Origin of the sequence: Acidovorax sp. CF316, assembly GCF_000276605.1 — a bacterium.
Taxonomy (GTDB): domain Bacteria; phylum Pseudomonadota; class Gammaproteobacteria; order Burkholderiales; family Burkholderiaceae_C; genus Acidovorax.
In genome coordinates this window covers 1-19,283 of record NZ_AKJX01000150.1, presented here as the reverse complement: position 1 = coordinate 19,283, position 19,283 = coordinate 1, and the positions used below count along the sequence as shown (strand labels likewise).

Annotated in this window: 19 protein-coding genes and 1 pseudogene; 7 read left to right on the top strand and 13 right to left on the bottom strand. The window is 69.0% G+C overall.

The window, feature by feature from the left end; all coding sequences use genetic code 11:
- Positions 1–134: 134 nt before the first annotated feature.
- The gene (locus PMI14_RS35585) at positions 135–746 is read right to left on the bottom strand and encodes a hypothetical protein (RefSeq protein WP_238541864.1); all 612 of its coding nucleotides are present in this window, start codon (positions 744–746) and stop codon (positions 135–137) included.
- Positions 747–1,153: 407 nt separating this feature from the next.
- Between PMI14_RS35585 and PMI14_RS18405 the strand changes: the two genes are divergently transcribed.
- A complete protein-coding gene (locus PMI14_RS18405) occupies positions 1,154–2,503 on the top strand; it encodes a hypothetical protein (protein WP_162137122.1) in 1,350 nt (449 codons plus the stop codon).
- Between the two features lie 257 nt (positions 2,504–2,760).
- On the opposite strand, the gene PMI14_RS18400 is transcribed toward PMI14_RS18405, so the two are convergent.
- The 5 genes from PMI14_RS18400 to PMI14_RS18380 form a co-directional block, all read right to left on the bottom strand.
- Positions 2,761–3,837, bottom strand: coding sequence for a metallophosphoesterase (locus PMI14_RS18400; RefSeq protein ID WP_007856794.1), 1,077 nt, complete (start codon positions 3,835–3,837; stop codon positions 2,761–2,763).
- A gap of 290 nt (positions 3,838–4,127) precedes the next feature.
- Entirely contained in the window at positions 4,128–4,373 is a 246-nt protein-coding gene (locus PMI14_RS18395) for a hypothetical protein (protein WP_035204475.1), read from the bottom strand.
- Positions 4,374–4,451: 78 nt separating this feature from the next.
- A complete protein-coding gene (locus PMI14_RS18390) occupies positions 4,452–5,441 on the bottom strand; it encodes a PDR/VanB family oxidoreductase (RefSeq protein WP_007856791.1) in 990 nt (329 codons plus the stop codon).
- Complete coding sequence (locus PMI14_RS18385; RefSeq protein ID WP_007856790.1) at positions 5,438–6,649, bottom strand: aromatic ring-hydroxylating dioxygenase subunit alpha; 1,212 nt, start codon at positions 6,647–6,649, stop codon at positions 5,438–5,440. The genes PMI14_RS18390 and PMI14_RS18385 overlap by 4 nt, the downstream gene beginning before the upstream one ends.
- A 24-nt stretch (positions 6,650–6,673) precedes the next feature.
- Entirely contained in the window at positions 6,674–7,687 is a 1,014-nt protein-coding gene (locus PMI14_RS18380; RefSeq protein WP_007856789.1) for a tripartite tricarboxylate transporter substrate binding protein, read from the bottom strand.
- A 122-nt stretch (positions 7,688–7,809) separates the two neighbouring features.
- Here PMI14_RS18380 and PMI14_RS18375 point away from each other — a divergent pair, with 122 nt between their 5' ends.
- Positions 7,810–8,739 (top strand): LysR family transcriptional regulator, encoded by a 930-nt coding sequence (locus PMI14_RS18375; protein ID WP_007856788.1) that lies wholly within the window; start codon positions 7,810–7,812, stop codon positions 8,737–8,739.
- Between the two features lie 175 nt (positions 8,740–8,914).
- Here PMI14_RS18375 and PMI14_RS18370 read toward each other — a convergent pair whose 3' ends face one another.
- From PMI14_RS18370 to PMI14_RS18360, 3 genes are read right to left on the bottom strand one after another with little or no spacing between them, the layout of a single operon-like run.
- On the bottom strand, positions 8,915–9,931 hold the full coding sequence (locus tag PMI14_RS18370; RefSeq protein ID WP_007856787.1) for a tripartite tricarboxylate transporter substrate binding protein: 1,017 nt from the start codon (positions 9,929–9,931) through the stop codon (positions 8,915–8,917).
- A 44-nt stretch (positions 9,932–9,975) separates the two neighbouring features.
- A complete protein-coding gene (locus PMI14_RS18365; RefSeq protein ID WP_007856786.1) occupies positions 9,976–10,911 on the bottom strand; it encodes a dihydrodipicolinate synthase family protein in 936 nt (311 codons plus the stop codon).
- Entirely contained in the window at positions 10,908–12,044 is a 1,137-nt protein-coding gene (locus tag PMI14_RS18360) for a mandelate racemase/muconate lactonizing enzyme family protein (protein ID WP_007856785.1), read from the bottom strand. Before PMI14_RS18360 ends, PMI14_RS18365 begins: the two co-directional genes overlap by 4 nt.
- 123 nt (positions 12,045–12,167) lie before the next feature.
- Here PMI14_RS18360 and PMI14_RS18355 point away from each other — a divergent pair, with 123 nt between their 5' ends.
- A complete protein-coding gene (locus PMI14_RS18355) occupies positions 12,168–13,043 on the top strand; it encodes a LysR family transcriptional regulator (RefSeq protein ID WP_007856784.1) in 876 nt (291 codons plus the stop codon).
- Between the two features lie 23 nt (positions 13,044–13,066).
- On the opposite strand, the gene PMI14_RS18350 is transcribed toward PMI14_RS18355, so the two are convergent.
- Complete coding sequence (locus PMI14_RS18350) at positions 13,067–13,942, bottom strand: AraC family transcriptional regulator (protein ID WP_007856783.1); 876 nt, start codon at positions 13,940–13,942, stop codon at positions 13,067–13,069.
- A gap of 168 nt (positions 13,943–14,110) precedes the next feature.
- Between PMI14_RS18350 and PMI14_RS18345 the strand changes: the two genes are divergently transcribed.
- The 4 genes from PMI14_RS18345 to PMI14_RS34950 all read left to right on the top strand — a co-directional run bounded on the left by PMI14_RS18345 (position 14,111) and on the right by PMI14_RS34950 (position 16,333).
- On the top strand, positions 14,111–14,914 hold the full coding sequence (locus tag PMI14_RS18345) for a hypothetical protein (RefSeq protein WP_007856782.1): 804 nt from the start codon (positions 14,111–14,113) through the stop codon (positions 14,912–14,914).
- A gap of 52 nt (positions 14,915–14,966) precedes the next feature.
- Positions 14,967–15,506 (top strand): carboxymuconolactone decarboxylase family protein, encoded by a 540-nt coding sequence (locus PMI14_RS18340; RefSeq protein WP_007856781.1) that lies wholly within the window; start codon positions 14,967–14,969, stop codon positions 15,504–15,506.
- A gap of 10 nt (positions 15,507–15,516) precedes the next feature.
- Positions 15,517–16,086 (top strand): peroxiredoxin, encoded by a 570-nt coding sequence (locus PMI14_RS18335; RefSeq protein WP_007856780.1) that lies wholly within the window; start codon positions 15,517–15,519, stop codon positions 16,084–16,086.
- A 91-nt stretch (positions 16,087–16,177) separates the two neighbouring features.
- Entirely contained in the window at positions 16,178–16,333 is a 156-nt protein-coding gene (locus PMI14_RS34950) for a hypothetical protein (RefSeq protein WP_157405902.1), read from the top strand.
- Positions 16,334–16,349: 16 nt separating this feature from the next.
- Here the strand turns inward: PMI14_RS34950 and PMI14_RS18330 are convergent, their stop codons facing one another.
- From PMI14_RS18330 to PMI14_RS34300, 3 genes and pseudogenes are all read right to left on the bottom strand, one after another.
- Positions 16,350–17,135: a hypothetical protein gene (locus PMI14_RS18330; RefSeq protein ID WP_007856779.1), complete on the bottom strand. Its 786-nt coding sequence runs from the start codon at positions 17,133–17,135 to the stop codon at positions 16,350–16,352.
- A gap of 323 nt (positions 17,136–17,458) precedes the next feature.
- Complete coding sequence (locus PMI14_RS18325) at positions 17,459–19,006, bottom strand: NYN domain-containing protein (protein WP_007856777.1); 1,548 nt, start codon at positions 19,004–19,006, stop codon at positions 17,459–17,461.
- Between the two features lie 130 nt (positions 19,007–19,136).
- Positions 19,137–19,283 (bottom strand): annotated as a pseudogene (locus tag PMI14_RS34300) (transcriptional regulator); the annotation flags it as partial.

The window sequence follows — 19,283 nt, the reverse complement described above, 5'->3', positions numbered from 1 at the left end:
GACTTTCTCTTGGCGACGCAAGAGAAAGTTACTGCGCCGCCGGGCGCACATCCCGGCCTCCGCCCTCCAACAAGGCACACAGTCCAAACAAACACCAGGCAGCCACCAAGCCCCGTGCTACCGTCCCCACCATGCTAGCCACCGCCCTCATCAGCACATTCACCATCCTCATCATCCTCGGCCTGCTCGCTGCCCTCTTCCTCGCCCTGCGCGATGCCATGCGCAAAAGCAAAAGCAAGGCCACAGAGAACCCGCCCCCACCCAAGCCCCCTCACCCCCTCGAATGGCTCCTGTACCTGCTCCTCGCCCTCATGTTCGCAGGCATCGGCGCCTGGCACCTCGCACACCCCGATGAACTCATGGGCGGCGGCAAATGGGTGACCGTGGTGCTGGGCCTGGCCTACCTGGCCCTGGGCAAATACGGCCCCGGCATCACCGCACTGGCCGCGGCCGCCGGGTTCTTCGCGGTCTGCATCCAGCGACTGCGCGCGCAGGACTGAAGAGAAGAAGAAGGAGAAGAAGCGCTGCGGCCAGCCAGCCAGCCAGCCCGGCTTCAATGCACCACACCCCTGCGTCGCCTGCACCACCCCGTCATCCAACTGCAGCACCCGCTCGGCCCAGCGCCCACCGGCCGAAAAATCCACGCAGAACACATTGCCGCGCTGGCCGTGCCAGGCCAGCGGATGGGTGTTGGCGAACAGGTCGGCATCGCCCTTGCCCACCACGCTGCGGTCGATGGGGAGCAAGCGGCGGCTGAAACAAACGGCTTCCCTGAACTGATTTCGTAACGCTTTGTTTGGCCGACCGGGTGTGGTGATGCGAGTCACCGCTTTTTGCGAGGCTCGGCCATACCATGGCACTTGAGAGGCCCCCCTGCTGATCGTAAAAAAACATTCGCCAGATTTCAGGGAGGGGAGGCTGCCACCGTGGCGTGTCCATCGTTCGCTCGTTCGTTCGTTGCGCACGCACTTTCTGAAGAGGCCAATGCGGGCTTCGGCAGGTTTCACCAATATTTCCAAAGATGGGCTTTCTTATGAGATTCTTTTCGTCTTTTGCAAGACATCACTTGCGATCCATCGCCTCCCGCCACCTGGCGCCTGTGGCCTTCAAAGCCTGGCTGCTGCTCGCCCTGGTGACTGGCGGCATGGGCAGCGTGCACGCCGCCACGGTGGTGCAGATGGCCACGGGCTCAAATAGCTCCGCAGCAGTGCTCAGCGACGGAACGCTGTGGACCTGGGGCAACGGCCGGTATGGGCAGTTGGGCACTGGCTCCACGGTCAGTGCAGACAAGCCCGTGCAGATCGGCAGCGGTTTCGCCCAGGTTGCTGTGGGCGATTTGCACATGGTGGGCCTCAAGACCGATGGCACATTGTGGATGTGGGGCGTTGTGGGGACGGCGAGAGCCCAGGAGCTGGCCGTAACCCAGCCGGTGCAGGTGGGCAGTGGCTTTGCGCAGCTGATGACCTCGGAAACCGCCAGGAAGACAGACGGATCCTTCTGGTACTGGGACAATATGAAAAATCTCTTCAACGGGAATGCCGGTAGCGACGGCATATTGGACCGGGCGCCACCCGGCTACCGGCAAATGGTCAGTGGCCGCAACAACGCGTTGTTCTTGCTGGAAGACGGCGCCATACGGTCTGTTTTTTTGAACGTGTACTCCGGGGACCTGTTCATCAACCCGGGCTGGCAGGGCGGCTACGGCAACGCCGGCCCGGTGGACCGTGGTTTCGTGCAGCTGGCCTTGGGCTCCCGCTCGGCCGCAGGCGTGAAGGAGGATGGAACGCTCTGGCAATGGAAAGAGCGCGAAGCCCCCGTGCTGGTGGGTGGCGGCTATCGCCAGGTCGCCAAAGGTTCCAGCCACACGGTGGCGCTGAAGGCCGATGGCACGGCCTGGGCCTGGGGCTCCAATGACAAGGGCCAACTGGGCAATGGCACCCAAAGCAACACGGAAATCCCGCAACCGCTTGGCGCCGGGTATGCACAGGTCGCGGCATCCTACTCGCACTCCCTGGCACTCACCACCGACGGCACGCTCCTGGCCTGGGGCAACAACGACTATGGGCAACTGGGTGTGGGGCCGGTGGGGCCATCGCAACCGGCGCCGGTGCGCGTGGTGTTCGAGGGCGCGGGTGCATCCGGGCTAGGCACCATGGTGGCCATCGGGACCCGGACCCGCCTGACGCTGACCGCGTACGTGGAGATCCAACCCGAACACCTGGCCACTGGCGCCAAGGGCAACCCCTACCTCGTGGCCATCACGCCCGATGGGACCATGTACACCTACGCGGTGCCCAATTTCGACCGCCTCAATCCGGCCAACCCGCTGGCCTGGGCCGACCGCCTGCAAAACACGTCCACCGTCTTGTTTTTGAACCAGGACATGACCCACTTGTCAGGCACCGCGTTTTTCATCGGCTATGGACTGGGGGCGACCACCGCCGAGAGCCTCGGTGAAATGCTCAACAGCTTTCGCTACAAGCGGGTCTACGACATCCAATAGCCGGTAGGTGCAGGTAGATCCCAAGGCAACGCCCGCCCGTACAGGTGGGCGTTTTTTCTGGGCAGCGCTGCAGCAGTGCCACTGCCTGGCAAGTGGCGAGATCACTGGCGGCGCCAGCACCGGTCCATCACCGCGAGCACGGCCTTGACTTGGCTGCGTGCTCGCAACCGCCGGGTTCCTGGTGGCCTCCGGCAGCCAGCGGCTTCGCGATGGCGCATGGATGATGATGCCGCCCTGCGCGCGGCAGGCACCACCGGCTACGGGTTGCCCGGTGTCCCGAATCCCTGCGTGGCCTGCACCACCCCGTCGTCGAACTGCAGCACCCGCTCGGGCCAGCGCAAGGCCGCCAGCTTGAAGTCGTGCCCCACCACCTTGCCCGCCTTGCGCTCGGCCCAGCGCCCACCGGCCGAAAAATCCACGCAGAACACATTGCCGCGCTGGCCGTGCCAGGCCAGCGGGTGGGTGTTGGCAAACAGGTCGGCATCGCCCTTGCCCACCACGCTGCGGTCGATGGGGCGCAGGCGGCGCCAGTAGTGGCCCACCACCACCGGCACATCGTCGCTGTAACTGTTCCACCAGGCCTGGCGCTCGGTAAAGCGCCAGCGCCCGCCCGCGAAAAAGGGCGAGCGCCCCGTGCTCTCCACGCCCGAGGTCAGCACCTTGAGCGGGTTGAGCATCTGCTTGTTGGACTCGTTCTCGGCATGCGCATGCAAAAACGGTGGCTGGTGCAGGTTGTTCTCCAGGCCATGCAGCCAGTGCTCCAGCTCCTGGGCCATGCGCTGCTCCAGCGCCGTCTCGCGCGCCTGGCGGCTGGCGGCGCTCTCCCAGTGGTCGTACTCGCTGCGCACCGAGCCCAGGGGCAGCAGGCGCGCGGCCTCGATCTGCACGTCCTGCCAGGCGGCGTGCACCACGCGCAGGTCATCGCGCTCCAGCGCGATGGGCAGCACCGACAGAAACTCCACGATGGAGCGGCGCTGCGCCGGTGTGGGCCGCGCCGAGGGGGCGTACTTGTCGTGGTCGCGCACCATGCGCGCGTCGAAGAACCAGCCCGACCCGTCCTTGGCATCCTCGCGCAGCAAATTGATCTCGTGGTTGCCCAGCACCGCCACCGCCCGGCCCGCCTGCACCAGGCGCTGCGCCAGGCCCAGCACCGCCGGGCTGTCCGGCCCGCGGTCGCAGAAATCGCCCACGAAGACCAGGGTGCGCCCCTGGGCATGGCCGCCCTCGGCGTCGTAGCCCAGGTGCCCGAGCAACTGCACCAGCGCCTCGTACTCGCCGTGGATGTCGCCCACGATGTCGAGCGGGCCGGGGGGCAGAGGTTGGATCAGGCTCATGGGGGCAACGGGCTCCTGGGGAGTTGTCGTCAAAAGGGGGGTCGGTCATGCCGCTGTGGCAACAATGCCGTCAGCATACCCGCCTGCAACGCGCCCTGGCGCCAGGCAGGCGCCGGCATGCCCTGGGTTGGGGCCGCAGCATCCCCCATAATCGCCGCCCATGCCCCTGGACCGCTGGACCGACCAAGCCCTCTTCTTCGCCTACCGCTGGGCCGACTACGCGCTGCTGAACCTCATGGACGACCCCGCCCTGCTGGCGCTGGTGTTCTGCTGAGGGCAGGCCAGGCCATTCACTCCCACTGCAGCCAGGCCCAGGCGCACAGGGCCACGCCCACGCCCCACAGCAGCCAGGTGCGGGTGACAAGGTAGGGGTAGAACATCAACGCCACGCCGCTCCAGGTCAGCGCGGGCCGCGCCTGCCGGCGCCCGCGGCGCCACACCACCCAGCCGATGAGGCCGAAGACCAGCGCACCGATGAGGTAGGCCGGGCTGGGCAGCTGCAGGCCCAGGCCCTGCAGCAGTTCGAGTTCGTTCATGGTGGGCACCTTGCCGTCCACAGCGGTGGCCGGCTGCGGGTAAGAGTGCGCCAGCACGCAAAAAGTTGCCCTGGCCTGTCAGAGGTCCACCACCAGCCGCCCCGTCAGCGCGCGCGAGCAGCATGGCAGGAACTGGTCGTTGCGCAACTGCTCCTCGGCCGAGAGGTACATGTCGCGGTGGTCCGGCACGCCCGACACCACGCCCATGAGGCAGGTGCCGCACACGCCCTGCGCGCACGAGGTGGGCACGGCCACGCCGGCGGCGGCCAGGGCCTCGGTGGCGCTGCAGCCGGCCGGCACATCCACCACACGGCCCGAGCGGGCCAGCACCAGCTCGAAGGCCGCATCGCCGTCGCCGCGCAGCAGCTGCGGCGCCGCGAACAGCTCCACGTGCACACGCTCGCCCGCCCAGCCCTGCGCGGCAGCGGCCGACTGCACGGCCTGCACGAAGCGCGCGGGGCCGCAGGCATACACATGGGTGCCCGCTGCGGCCTGCGCCAGCAACTGGCCGATGTCCATGCGCGCCGGCACCTCGCCCCCGCTGCTGCAGTACAGGTGCGAGCGCTCCGCCAGGCCCGGTGCCGCCAAGGCCCCCAGCAGCGCCGCGCGCTCGCGCTCCTGCACGGCATAGTGCAGCGCGAAGTGCTTGCCATCGCCCGCCTGCACCAGTTGCTGCGCCATGCAGAGGATGGGCGTGATGCCGATGCCCCCGGCCAGCAGCAAATGGTGGCTGGCGCCCTCGGCCAGCGCGAACAGGTTACGCGGGCGGCCGATGCGCAGCACGTCACCTTCCTGCACGGCATCGTGCAGCGCGCGCGATCCGCCGCGCGACGCGGGCTCGCGCAGCACGCAGATCAGGTAGCGCCAAAGCTCGTGCGGCGCGCTGCAGATCGAGTAGGGCCGCACCATGGCGCCGGGCAGGTGCACGTCCACATGCGCCCCCGCGCGGAAGGCCGGCAGCGCATCCCCGTGTGGGTGCACCAGCTCGAAGGCCTCGATGCCGCGCGCCTCGGGCCAGCGGCGGGCCACCCGCACGGCAAGGGTGTTCATCTCGGCGGCGGCAGTCATTCGCCTTCCAGGAAATTGCCGGCGTCGAAAACGACGGGGGGCGCATCGGGATCGAAGCCCACCCCCGCCGGATCTTCCCCGCGCTGCACCTTGTCCACCTGCTGCTGCAGCAGGCGGCGCAGCATGACGATGCCGCGGTCGCTGGTGGCCAGGTGCTCTTCGGAATGGTGGGCGATGGCGCCCTGGCTCACCATGGCCTCGTAGTCGCCGGGCATGGCGCGGTGCTCTTGCTCGGTCAGTTCCTCCCACAGCTTGCCGTTCATGCGCGAACGCATGCGCGCCAGCTCACCCACCTCGGCCACGCGGCCCACCACGTAGATGCGAAAGTGGTGGTCGTCGATGGGCAGCACCCAGCCCAGTGATTCCACGCGCCCGTAGCGCCCCAGCCGGGGGCTCGGTATCACGCGCAGCGTGGGCAGGCCGGCCTGGCTGATGCGGCGGAAGGTGCGGCCGTCCGGCAGGGTGCGCAGCGAGGTGGTGCGCACGCCCAGGGGCACGGTGTCCCAGGTCACCTTGGGCATCTCAGCCATCTGCTCGACGAACTGCGTGCCGCTGAAGGTCGAATGCAGCACCACCACGTGGAAAGGGTCCACCAGGTTCTCGTAGTGCTGCAGCCAGTTGCACGGCACGATGGCCGGGCCGCCGCCGCCGATGCTGGCGTCGTTGGCCTCCAGCAGCTCGCCCGCGTCCAGCCGCTCCAGCGCGTCGTAGCGCGGCAGCACCGGCTTCTTGTCGGCAGGGCCCAGGTAGGCCCATACCAGGCCGTACTGCTCCTGCACGGGGTACCAGGGCTGGCGCACCTTGCCGCGTGCGCGGCCCATCTCGGGCTCACAGGGCTGCTCCACGCAGTGGCCCTCCACATCGAACAGCCAGCCGTGGTAGCAGCAGCGGATGCCGCGCTCCTCCACCTTGCCGTAGTACAGCGACGTGCCCCGGTGAGCGCAGTGCGGGTACACCAGGCCGGGCCGGCCGGTCTTGTCGCGAAACAGGATCAGGTCTTCCCCCAGCACGCGCACCTGGCGCGGCGTGTCGGTGGCGTCGGCCGCCAGGCCGATGGGATGCCAGTAGCGGCGCAGCAGTTCGCCCATGGGCGTGCCCGCGCCCACCTGGGCCAGCGTGAGGTTGGAAGACGGCGCGGCCAGTCCGTAGGCCGTGCCGGTGTCGACGGCGATGGGGATCACCTTGTGTTGTGCGGTGCCGGGGTTCATGCAGTGGGGTCCTTGTCGTCTGAATCAATCCAGCGTCACGCCGGCGGCTTTGATGAGTTCTGCCACCCGCGGGTAGTCGGCCGCATAGCTGGCCTTGAACTGCGCCGCCGTGTTGCCCAGGGGCTCGAAGCCGAAGCTCGCCAGCTTCTCGCGCACCTCGGGCATCCTGGTGATCTCGCGCAGCGCGTCGTTCCACTTCTGCAGCACGGCGGGCGGCGTCTTCGCAGGGGCGTACACGCCGATCCAGCTGTCCAGGTCGAAGCCGGCGAAGCCCTGCTCCGCAAAGGTCTTGACCTCCGGCAGCGACGACACGCGCCCGCTGGCCGCGATGCCCAGCACCTTCATGCGCCCGCCCTGCGCCTGGGCCCGCGCCGTGGCCGGGTTGGCCCAGGCAAAGTCCAGCTGGCCGCCAAACAGGTCGTTGTGCGCCGCGGCCTCGGCCTTGTAGGGCACGTGGATCAATTCCGCCCCCGTCTGGCGCTTGAGCAGCTCGCCCATCAGGTGCGCGGCCGAGCCATTGCCCCAGGTGCCGTAGGTCAGGTTCTTCTTCTGCTTGGCGAACGCCACGAACTCCGGCAGGTTGCTGTAGGGAGCATCGGCGCGCGCCACCAGCATGGGCCCGCCCAGCGCCAGCTGCGAGATGGGCTCGAAGTCCTTCACCGGGTCGTACGGCAGCTTGGGCTGCAGGATGGCGTTGTTGATGTGCGTGAGCGGCAGCGTCAGCATCACCGTGTGCCCGTCCGGCGCGGCCTTGGCCACCGCATCGGCGGCGATGATGCCGCTGGCGCCCGGCTTGGCGTCCACGATGATGCTCTGCCCCCAGCGCTGCTGCAGCTTGTCGGCATACACGCGCGCAATCGCATCGATGGGCCCGCCCGCCGTGCCGAAGGGCACGATGCGGATCACCCGCGAGGGAAAGGCGTTCGCGTTCGCCTGTGCGGTGGCCTGCGCCCATGCCGCGCCGCCGGGCAGCGCCAAGGCCGCGCCCAGGGCCAGCACGGTTCGCCTGCGCACGCGCAGTCCTGCATTCTTGGTCATGTCTTGTCTCCGTTGTCGTTCATCGCTGGTGCCCGGCGCAATCCGCATCGCGCATCGCCTGGGGTACCGTTACGATAGGAGACAAGCCGACATGGATCAATTCAAACGTTTGGATAGCTGATATGGGCCAGTCTGATATCCGGGGCCTGGACCTGCCCATGCTGCGCACCTTCGATGCGCTGCTGCGCGAGGGCAGCGTGTCGCGCGCGGCCGCGCGCCTGTTCCTGAGCCAGCCGGCGGTGAGCGCATCGCTCAAGCGCCTGCGCGAGGTCTTTGGCGACCCGCTGTTCACGCGCACCAGCCACGGCATCGTGCCCACGCCGCGCGCACTCGCGCTGGCGCCGCGCGTGGAGGCCGTGCTGCACGAGATGCACAAGCTCATGAGCCTGGAGCAGGCGTTCGACCCCGCCACGTCCGACCGCATCCTGCGCATCACCGGCAGCGACCATACCTGCCGCGTGATGCTGCCCCTGCTGTGCGCCGAGCTCACGCGGCTGGGCTCGCGCATGCGCCTGTCCTGGGAGCTGGCCGACTACGGCCGCCTCACCGAGCGCCTGCGCAAGGGCGACGTGGACGTGGGCCTGCACCCGCGCCTGTCGCCCGCCAGCGGGGTCGAATCCACGCTGCTCTACGACGACAGCTACGTGGCCGTGGCGCGCCACGGCCACCCGGCCCTGGCCGCGCCCATGGGGCTCGATGCCTTCTGCACCGCGCCCCACGTGGTCCTGGGGCAGACCCGCTCCGTACTCGACGACACCGTGGACCAGGCCCTGGCCCGCAAAGGCCGCCAGCGCCTGGTGCAGGCCGCCGTGGCCACCTTCAGCCAGATGGTGGAGCTGATGTGCGGCGACGAGCACAGCGCCCTGATCGCCGTGTTCCCGCAGCGCGTGGCCCGCCACTACGCCGCCCAGCTCGCCAGCGCCCCGCTGCCCGTGGAGCTGCCCGACTACCGCCTCTACGTCTGCTGGGCCGAGCGCTCCAATGCCGACCCCGCCGTGCTCTGGCTCAAGGACGAGATCCTGCAGCACGGCCACGCCATGGGCAAGGACTGACAGATCTCGCCGCCCAGAAGGTGTGATGCATCCGGCGTCTCCGGGCAGGCCGCCACAATGGGTGCGATTCAGGCGCAAAGCGCAGCCATGGCCCGGGCCATGGCGAGCATTTGCTTTCGACTGGCGTGCGTGTCTTGGCGGCATCAGCGCGCATGTCGGCTTCGTTCATACCTGCTCAGCTGTCGGGCGTGATCTTCGCCTCGCGAATCAGCCGGGCCCAGCGCGCCTGCTCGGCCCGCATGAAACTGCCCAGGCGCTCCGGCGTGCCGCCGCTGTCCTCTGCGCCGATCTCGGCCAGCTTGGCCTGCAGGTCGGCCGATGCCAGGACCTGGTTCACGTCGGCATTCATGCGCTGCACCAGGGCCGCCGGCATGGCCGCGGGCGCGGCCAGCGCAAACCAGATGCTCGCGTCGAAGCCGGCAAAGCCTTTTTCGGCCAGGGTCGGCAGGTCGGCAAAGCCCTTGGCCCGCTGCAGGCGGGTGGTGGCCAGGCCCTGCAGCTTGCCCGCCTTGAGGTAAGGCGTGGCCGTGGTCATGCCCTCGAAGCAGGCATCGATCTGCCCGCCCAGCAGGTCCGTGACCATGGGCGCCGACCCTTTGTAGGGAACGTGCAGCACCTCGATGCCGGCGCGCCGGCGCAGCTCCTCCATCGCCAGGTGCTGGGCAGAGCCCGTGCCGGCCGAGCCAAAGCTCACCCGCCCGGGCTGCTGGCGGCAGCGCTCGATCAAGGCTTCCAGGCTGCGCAGGCCCTTGTCGGGCTTGCACATAACCACCATCGGCGTGGCGCCCACCATGGTGATCGGCGCGAAGTCCTTTTCCGCGGAATAGCCGAGCTTGGGGTACAGCCCGGGCGCGATGCCGTTGCTGCTGATGTGGGCCAGCAGCAAGGTGTTGCCATCGCCCGGCTGCTTGGCCACGTAATCGGCGGCCAGGGTGCCGGACACACCAGCGCGGTTCTCCACGATCACCGTGCGGCCCCACAGCACCTGCAGCTTCTGCGCCAGCAGGCGCGCCAGGATGTCGGTGCCGCCCCCGGGCGGAAAACCCACGACCAGCTTGATGGGCCCGGACGGAAGTGTTGCGGCGGCGGCGGCGGTGGCCGGGCCTGCGGGGGCTGCGACGGCGCCCAGCACGGGCAGGCCCGCTGCTGCTGCCGTTGCGGCCAGCAGCCATTGGCGGCGGTTGCTTTGCATGGTGTTTGTCTCCTTGTCGGTATTGTTGTCGTGAATGGGGCCGCCTATGCCGCGGCCAGGGCCTCGGTCCGCGGCATCGCAAAGCCCAGCGCGTCGAGCCGCTGCGCCAGCGCCTGCGCCTGGTCCGGCGCCAGTGCCACCAGCGGCGGGCGCACCTGTGCCCAGCTGGCATCGCCCGTGGCCCGGGCCAGGGCCCACTTCATCGCGGCGATGATGGGAAAGGCCTGGAAGGCCGCGCGCACGGCGTCCAGTTGCGCCTGCTGCGCGTCGGCGTCCGGCGCCTGCCAGCTGCGGTACAGCTGCGCAATCGCCGCGGGGTTGACATTGCCCGTGGCCGTGATGCAGCCCGCACCACCGCCGCGCAGGGTAGACAGCAGCAGCGTCTCGTTGCCCGCAAACACGTCGAAGCCCGCGGGCTGGAACTCGCGCAGCAGCAGTTCGGTGTTGCTGGCATCGCCCGAGCTGTCCTTGATGCCCGCCACCACGCCGGGGTAGGCCTTGAGCAGGCGCTCGATCAGCGCCGGGCCGATGCCCACCTGCGCCACCGGAGGTATGTGGTACAGGTACACGCGCAGCCGCGCATCGGCCACCTCCTCGATCACACGGGCGAAGTAGGCGAACAGCCCCTCGTCGCCCGTGCCCTTGTAGTAGAACGGCGGCAGCACCAGCACCCCGGCGCAGCCCAGCTGCACGGCGTGGCGCGTCAGTTCCACCGTCTCGGGGATTGCGCAGGTGCCGGTGCCCGGCATCAGGCGCTGGCCTGGGATGCCGCCGGCCGCCAGGTGGTCGAGCAACTGCCGCTTTTCCACGAGCGACAGCGAATTGCCTTCCGAGTTGGTGCCAAAGACCGCAAGCCTCACGTCCTGCGACAGCAGCCAGCGGCAGTGGTCCAGCAGGCGCGCGGGCGATGGCGCGCCGTTGGCCCCGAAGGGCGTGACCACGGGCGACAGCACGCCCTGCAGGCGCGGCGCGCCGCTCACAGCGCGCTCCCGTCGATGCGCGTCCAGCGGGCGTGGCGCGCAATCTCCTGCTCATCGAAGTCGAAGCCCAGGCCCGGGCCGGTGTGCAGCGTGATCTGGCCGTTGCGCTGCCCGAGCTGGCGGTCGATCAGGCGGCGGAAGTTCAGCACCTGGTCGTCCCAGAAGAACTCCACATAGCGCGCATTGGGCGTGGCCGCCACCAGCGGTGCATGCACGTCGTGGAACCAGTGCGGGCACATCACCACGCCATGGCTGGCCGCATTGGCCGCAATGCGCCGCCATTCGGTGATGCCGCCGCACACCACGGCATCGGTCTGCAGGATGGCGGCGGCCTGCTTTTCCAGCAGCGCCTGGTGGTACCAGCGGCCATAGCCGATCTCCGCCGTGGCCACCGGCACGCGCGTGGCACGCGCCAGCCGCGCATGGTTGTCGATGTCGTCGGGCGAGAACGGCTCCTCGATGAAGTACGGGCGGTAGGGCTCGAAGCGCTGCATGTACTGCAGCGCCTGCGTCACATCGGTCCAGCCGTTGTTGCAGTCCATCATCAGCTCCACGTCGGGCCCCACGGCCTCGCGGGCCGCGCGCAAGCGCGCTTCTTCCTCGGCCGGGGACAGGCGCCCGGTCTTCATCTTCACCGCCTGGAAACCCATGGCCACATAGCTGGCCATCTCCTCGCCCAGGTGCTGCGGCGTCTTGCCGTCGAGGTAGTAGCCGCCGCTGGCATAGCCGGGCACCGTGTCCAGCGCGTTGGCGCCCAGGTAGCGGTGCAGGGGCAGGCCCACGCTGCGCGCGTTCAGGTCCCACAGCGCGGTGTCCAGCGCGCTGATGGCGCGCATCACCGTGCCGGCGCGGCCGTGCAGCAGCGCCTCCTGGTACATCTGCGCCCACAGCCCCTCCACCTCGTGCGAATCGCGGCCGATCAGCACCTTGGCCAGCAGGTCCTCCACGGCCACGGTGAACAGCCGGCCCGCGGCGCTGCCGACATAGCAAAAGCCGATGCCCGAGAGCCCGTCGTCGGAGCGGACACGGACCAGGCCGTAGTGGCGCGCGCTCACGGTACGGCGCGCGAAGGAGGTGACACGGTCCAGCGGCAGGGCAACGGCGCAGACTTCGATGGATTGGATACGGGGCATAGGGATTGAATCGGATGAAAGCCAAGGGAGACTTCATTCTGGGCAGCTGACACCATCGGTTCAAGCACGCTCAGGCATAATCAAAAGATGCAAAAAGCATCTTCTTGATGTGCTTGCGTTCCCATGGACACCCAGTTTCTGCACACCTTCAGCCGCGTCGTCGAACTGGGTTCGATGGCCGCCGCCGCGCGTGAGCTCAACCTCACGCCCGCCACGGTGGCGCAGCGCGTGCACGCGCTGGAGGTCGACCTGGGCAGCCGCCTCATCGGGCGCACGGGCCGCACCGTCAAGCCCACCGCCGCCGGCCTGCGCGTGATGGAGCGCGCGCCCGCCGTGCTGCGCGAGGTGCGCGACCTGCGCTCCGTGGCCAGCGCCACGCGCCTGCCTGCCGGGCCGCTCAAGCTGGGCACCACGCCCGTCGGCATGACGGGCATGCTCCCGCCCATCCTGCGCACCTGGACAAAGCGCCACGAGGACATCGAGATCTACATCGAGCCGGCCCCCACCACCCAGCTGTACACGCGCGTCCTCAATGGCGAGCTCGACGCCGCGCTGCTCGTGCACCCGCTGTTCGAGCTGCCCAAGGTGTGCGAATGGCGCCTGCTGCGGCGCGAAAAGCTGGTGCTCGTCACCGCGCGCGAGCTGAAGGTCAAGGACGTGCTACAGACCCTGGCGGCCGAGCCCTTCATCCTGTACGACCGCAAGGTGGTGGGCGGGCGCCTGGCCGACGGCTACCTGCGCGCCCACGGCATACGGCCGCGCGTGCGCTTCGAGCTCGACGGCATCGACGCCATCGCCAAGCTCGTGGCCGAGGGCCTGGGCATCTCGGTGCTGCCCGACTGGGCGGTCATCGGGCCGGTGGACCCGCGGCTGCGCAAGCACCCCCTGCCCGGTACCTCACCCGAACGCGAGGTGGGCCTGCTGTGGCTGCGCGGGGCCGTGCGCGCAGCGCTGGCGCAGGAGTTCCACGGCGTGGCGCAGGAGCACTTTTCGGCCTGACCCACAGGACCGCGGGCCGGGGCTCATGCCCGCTGCGGCTGCGCTGCCTGCACCCACGCCCGCGGCCCCTGCCCCACCACCTGCGTGAACGCGCGCGAGAACGATGACGCACTGGCATAGCCCAACTGCTCGGCCGCGGCCTTGACCGAGGTTCCCTGGCGCAGCAGGGTCTGCGCAATGGCCATGCGCCACTGGGCCAGGTAGTCCGCCGGCGGCTGGCCCACGTGGGTGCGAAAGGCCGCGGCAAAGGCGCTGCGCGACATGCCGGCCTGCGCGGCCATGGTGTCCAGCGTCCAGTCGGCCTCGGGCCGCTCGTGCAAGGCCACCAGGGTGCGCGCCAGGCGTGGCTCGGCCAGGCCGGTGAGGAGGCCGGCGGGCAGCTCGGTCTCGCCCGTGTGGTCCAGCAGCCAGCGCAGCAGCTGGATCACCAGCACCTCGAACAGGCGATCCGCCAGCAGGCGCTGGCCGCAGCGCAGGCGCTCGGTCTCGGCGAACAGCAGCGCCAGCGTGTGCTCCAGGCCCTGCACCTCGCGCAGCGGCAGGGCCAGCAGCGGCGGCAAAGCGCGCACCAACGGGTGGCTGTCACCGCCCTCGAAGTCCAGCGTGGCGCAGACGAAATCGGCCCCGTCCACCGGCGCGTTGTGGAAGTCGTGCGCCAGCGGCCGCGGGTAGAACAGCAGCGTGGGCTCGCTCACCTGCAGCCGGCGCTTCACGCCGCGTGCGCGGTGCGTGACCTCCATCTCGCCACTGCGCAGCACGTGCAGAAACCCCCGCCCCGGCTGCGCCGCGAAGTGCGTCACGCCGCACAGCGGCCCGGCGTGGAACAGGTGTGCCCGCAGGCGAAAGCGCTCGAGCAGCGCGGACAGCCGGTCGATGGGTTGTGGCACGGGGGCATTCATGTCGGCAGAGACCAATTAGGACGAAATGGCATGTTTCAAGGACTCAACGTGCCATATTTTACTGCACCGCGGCGCAAACTTCATTCCACGGTTTTTGCAGCAGCCACCCTCCTGCAGACGCCGCGACAAGCCTCCATCGACATACCACCCCAAGGAAAGTAGCCAGCCATGCGACGCACCTTCTCCCGCAGCAGTCTCCTCCACCGCAGCGCCACCGCGCTGGCCCTGGCGGCCCTGGCCTGCAGCGCCGGCGCCCACGACGCGCACCACCACGGCAAGCCCACCGGCAAGAACGACCCACACACCGGCGGCATCCGCAGCGCGCCGGCGCCCAAGGTCAAGCCGGCCTTCGACATCTTCCACACCCGTATCAGCACCGAAGGCAACACCGCCGTCTTCCACGTGGCCGTGTCGGGCAAGGCCGGTGCCACCAGGCCCGCCAGGTCGGGCAAGCTGGCCGGCAGCGCGGTGTTCTCGTATGTCTGGCCGACCACGCTGGACCCCTCCACCGTGGGCTTCGAGCCCAAGGCCGGCATCCTGGCCTTTGCCGTGACCTCGCACCCCGACTTCGACGACACGCCGCTGTTCGACGAGAACGGCGACGGCAACCCCGCCAACGATGGCGATGTGTGGCACTCGCACTGGGTGGTGCTGCAGCCCGACGATGCCTGCGGCAAGGGCAAGCTCAAGGTGGTGGACATCCCCGAAGGCGCCAAGCCCCGGCTGCCCAAGACCTGGCCCGGCCTGCCCATCCTGATCGACAGCCCCGGCTGGCACCCGCACTTCAGCGGCCAGACGCTGGAGGTGAAGGTGCCCTTCGACGACATCGGCGCAGTGCAGGCCGCCTCGTTCGATGGCGTGGCCGCCGTGCTGCGCGTGAACGCCAGCGTGCATGCGCCGCTGCTGTGCGTGCCCGATGTGATGAAGGTCGCCTCGGGCGACCTGTCGCTCCCCGGCAAAGTGAACCGCTGATTTCCCTACCCCTTTCCCAACCCCAACCAACCCTGACCAAGGAACCATCACCATGAACCGCATCCCCCTGATCGACCGCGCATCCGCCCCCGCCAGCGTCGCCGGCACGCTCGACGCCATCCACGGCGCCTTCGGCGCCACGCCCAACATGTTCCGCACGGTGGCCCAGTCGCCCGCCGCGCTCAACGCCATGTGGGGCTTCTTCGGTGCGCTGGGCAGCGGCAGCATCGACGCGCAACTCGGCGAGAAGATCGCCGTGGCCGTGGCCAACCGCAACGACTGCCAATACTGCCTGGCCGCGCACACCGCCCTGGGCCGCAAGGCCGGCGCCAGCGCCGCCGAAATGGGTGCCGCGCAGACCGGCCAGTCCGACGACCCGCGCACCGCGGCTGCCCTGGCCTTTGCCCTGAAGCTCGTGGAGGCGCGCGGCCAGGTGTCCGAAGCCGACGTGCAGGCGCTGCGCAGCGCCGGCTTCAGCGACGGCCAGGCGGTCGAGATCGTCGCCCACGTGGCGCTCAACCTGTTCACCAACTACCTGAACGTGGCGTTCGCGGTGCCGGTGGATTTCCCGTCCGTCGCACTCAAGCGCTGAGGAGACCGCCATGGACTACGCACCCGAGTTGGAGATTGCACAATGGCTCAACACCGATATGCCGATCACGCTGCAAGGCCTGCGCGGCAAGGTCGTCGTGGTCCACGCCTTCCAGATGCTCTGCCCCGGCTGCGTGGCCCATGGCCTGCCCCAGGCTGCTGCCGTCCACGCCATGTTCGACGCGCGCGACGTGGCCGTGCTGGGGCTGCACTCGGTGTTCGAGCACCATGCGGTGATGACGCCGCAGGCGCTCGAAGCCTTCGTGCATGAGTACCGGCACCCCTTTCCCATCGGCATCGATAGGCCGGATGCCAGTGGGCCGCTTCCGCGCACCATGCAGGCTTATGGTTTGCGCGGTACGCCCAGCCTGTTGCTGATTGATCGCAGGGGGCGCTTGAGGCTGAACCACTTCGGTCGCATCGATGACATGCGTGTGGGGGCTCTTGTGGCGCAGCTGGTGGCCGAGCCGGGGGCCGTAGCCCGGGCCGGAATGGCTTCGGGCGAGGCCACGCCTGCTGCTGGCGATGTTCATGCGCGGGGCGCGGCCTGTGATGCCAATGGCTGCGTGGTGTCTGGTTGAGCGTCTGCAGGGGAGCGATGGATTGCGATGGCTCTGCGCTTGTTGGCGGCGTGCTTTTGCAAAGGGCGGGGGCCGGGATGTGCGCCCGCACTTGGCAAAGGCATACAGCCTCCACAACAACATCACAGACACGCAGCTGCGCCCTGCGGGCAGCCACCTTCTGCCGCTGCACGACGCGAACCATGCGGACTGCTTCATCGAGTACGAGGCGCCCGTGTTGCGCGCGCTGGAAGACATGCGCGGGTGATCAGGGCCGAGCCAGATCAGCGCGGCGTATGGCAATTGCCCGCAGCGATGGCCGCGGTGACCGCAGGCTCCAGGCTCGCGGCATTCGGGAAGGCCGAGGGCACCGCCGTGTCCTCCAGCAGGCACAGGTGGTTGGCCTTGCGCACCAACACCACGGGGGTGAAGACCGCAGGGTTCAACAGTCCGCCCGGAAAGGTCTGGCGCTGACCCCAGAAGGCCACCAGGCCCGCGCCGGTCTCGGTGCGTTGCTGCTCGAACCAGAACGTGCCGCTCAGCGGGCCCGCGATCGCGATGCCCACGCCATCGCATTGCACGTTGCGGTAGTTCACCGAGCCCACGCCCGCCGTCAGCGGGCCGTTGGCCGGGGTGGTGAAGTTCCACAGCGTGCGCACGCCGCCATCGGCCGAGGGCCGGCACCGGTCCTGCTCCCAAGGGCCATCCGCCAGGGTGGCCAGCGGCGCACACCGCACCGCCACCGTGTCCACCGCGGCGGCCGCCACGGTGCCGGCACCATTGCGCACCACGCAGCCAGCGCCGGCAGGTGCCGTCTTCACCGCCACGGCGTAGGTGCTGCCATCCGCCAGGGGCCTGGCGAACGTGAAGGCGCCATTGGCAGCCACGGCCACCTCTTCGCCACTGCCAGTGGCCAGGACCACGGTCTGGCCGCTGACCAGGCCGCCCACGCTGCCACCCAGCGTGTAGCTGGCACGGTCGTCGCCGCCACCACAGGCCGCCAGGCCCGCGAGGGCCATCACGGCCGCGAGGTGCTTGAGTCTTGGGGTTCTTCTGGTTGTCGAATGCATGCGATCTTCTCCTGTTGTGTGTTGTATTTCGCAGTAGGGCTGTGCCCCAGGCAATGATGGCCCAACACCTGTTGAACAGGCGGGCCGCCAGGCCGCAAAACCGTGGCCATTGACCTTTGCTTACGAAAAACACAGCACCAACGCGCCAGCGCCGCAACATGGTCAGGTGCGGGGTGGTCTGGCGGGAGGTACAGGGGTTGGTGGCATGCCTGGCGCGCCCCACACGCGCCGCCCCTGCAGTGGCGGCTGCCGGGGGGCAGGTTCAGGACTTGGGGGCCGCCACCGGCGTGGGAGCGGTGCGGGTGCGGCAGCCGCCAAGCAGCTTACTCGGCAGCCTTGGCAGACTTGCCCGTGCCACGCGGCTTGCGCGCGCGCGGGGCCGCTGCTTTGGCAGGTGCAGGTGCAGCAGCCTCGGGCTCTGCCGCGGTCGGCTCGGCAGCGGGCGCGTCAGCGGCCTTGCGGCTGCTGGGGCTCTTCTTGCGCGGCGCCGGGGCCGCACGGCGGCTGCGCGGTGCCGGGCGGGTGGTATCCACCCCATCGTCCGCGTCCGCAGGCTCCGTCACCCCGGCGGGTGGTGCACCGGCAGGCTCGTCGGCGTCGGCGTCAAAGGCAGGCTGCGCAGCCAGATCTTCATGTTCCTCGGTCGCCACGGGTTCGTAAGAAGGTGCCGGCGCGGCCGCCTGCTGGCGGAAGTAGCGGCTGACCACCGGCTCGGCCTGCGGCGCGTCGTCGTGCACCTCGGCAGCGCCCGGTGCGGCATGGGCTTCCGACGCGAGCAGGTCCTGCTGGCCATCCACCTGTTGCGGTGCCGCGCCGCGTGCCGAACCCTCACCCCGGCTGCGCCCACGGCCGCGGCCACCCCGGCCACCACCGCCATCGGACGCATCCGGCAGCGCCGCCACGGCATGGAAATCATGGCGCTGGCTGCTGCTGTTGTTGCTGTTGTTGCTGCTGTTGCTGTTGTTGTTGCTGTGGTTGCCCTGCCGCTCGGCGGGCGCCGCATCGGCTGGCACCTGGCCACCGGCCGCAGCGCCCATGCCGCGAAACACATAGGCGCCCGAGCGCTCATCGCGGCCAAACTCCAGCAGCCCCCGCGCCTGCGCCTCTTCGAGCAGGTTACCGAAGGTGCGAAAACCGAAGTAGCTCTCGCTGAAATCGGGCCGGCGGCGCTTGATCGCCTCCTTGAGCACCGAAGCCCAGATCTTGCCGCTGTCGCCGCGCTCGGAGGTCAGGTCCTCGAAGGTCTCCACCGCCAGCTCCACGCCCTGGGTGCGGCGTGCGTCCTGCTTTTCCTTGCGCTGGCGCTCTTCCTCGGGCGAGCGGCGCGGTGCCGCAGGCGCCGCCGTGGCGCCGGAGCCCTGGCCCTGGCGCCGGGCCAGCGTGCGCTGCTTCTCGCGCACCAGGTCGTCGTAGAAGATGAACTCGTCGCAGTTGGCGATCAACAGGTCCGAGGTGGACTGCTTCACACCCACGCCGATCACCTGCTTGTTGTTCTCGCGCAGCTTGGAGACCAGGGGCGAGAAGTCCGAATCGCCGCTGATGATGACGAAGGTGTCCACGTGCGACTTGGTGTAGCACAGGTCCAGCGCATCCACCACCAGGCGGATGTCGGCCGAGTTCTTGCCCGACTGGCGCACGTGCGGGATCTCGATCAGCTCGAAGTTCGCCTCATGCATCGCCGCCTTGAAGCCCTTGTAGCGCTCCCAGTCGCAATAGGCCTTCTTGACCACGATGGAGCCCTTGAGCAGCAGGCGCTCCAGCACCGGCTTGATGTCGAATTTTTCATATTGCGCATCGCGCACGCCCAGGGCGACGTTTTCAAAGTCGCAAAACAGGGCCATGCTGATGCTGTTGTCGGAAGGGGATGCCATGGGAGTGAGTCCGTTCTAGTGCAGGTGCGATCATCACATGGAATGGGAATGCACCCGCTGAACAACCCTGCCGCAGGCCGCCTTGCCCGGCCTGGCCACCCAGCGCCGGCACCGGGCAATCCGCAGAAAACTACTTGCGCCTGGCAGCCTTGCGGCCCCGGGCCTCGGCGGCCGCCAGCTCCTCGCCGGTGAGCACGTAGTCCGGCGTGTCCGCCAGACGCTGCACGGCCAGATCGATGAAGGCACGCACCCGCAGGGGCTGTGCCGACCGGCTGCC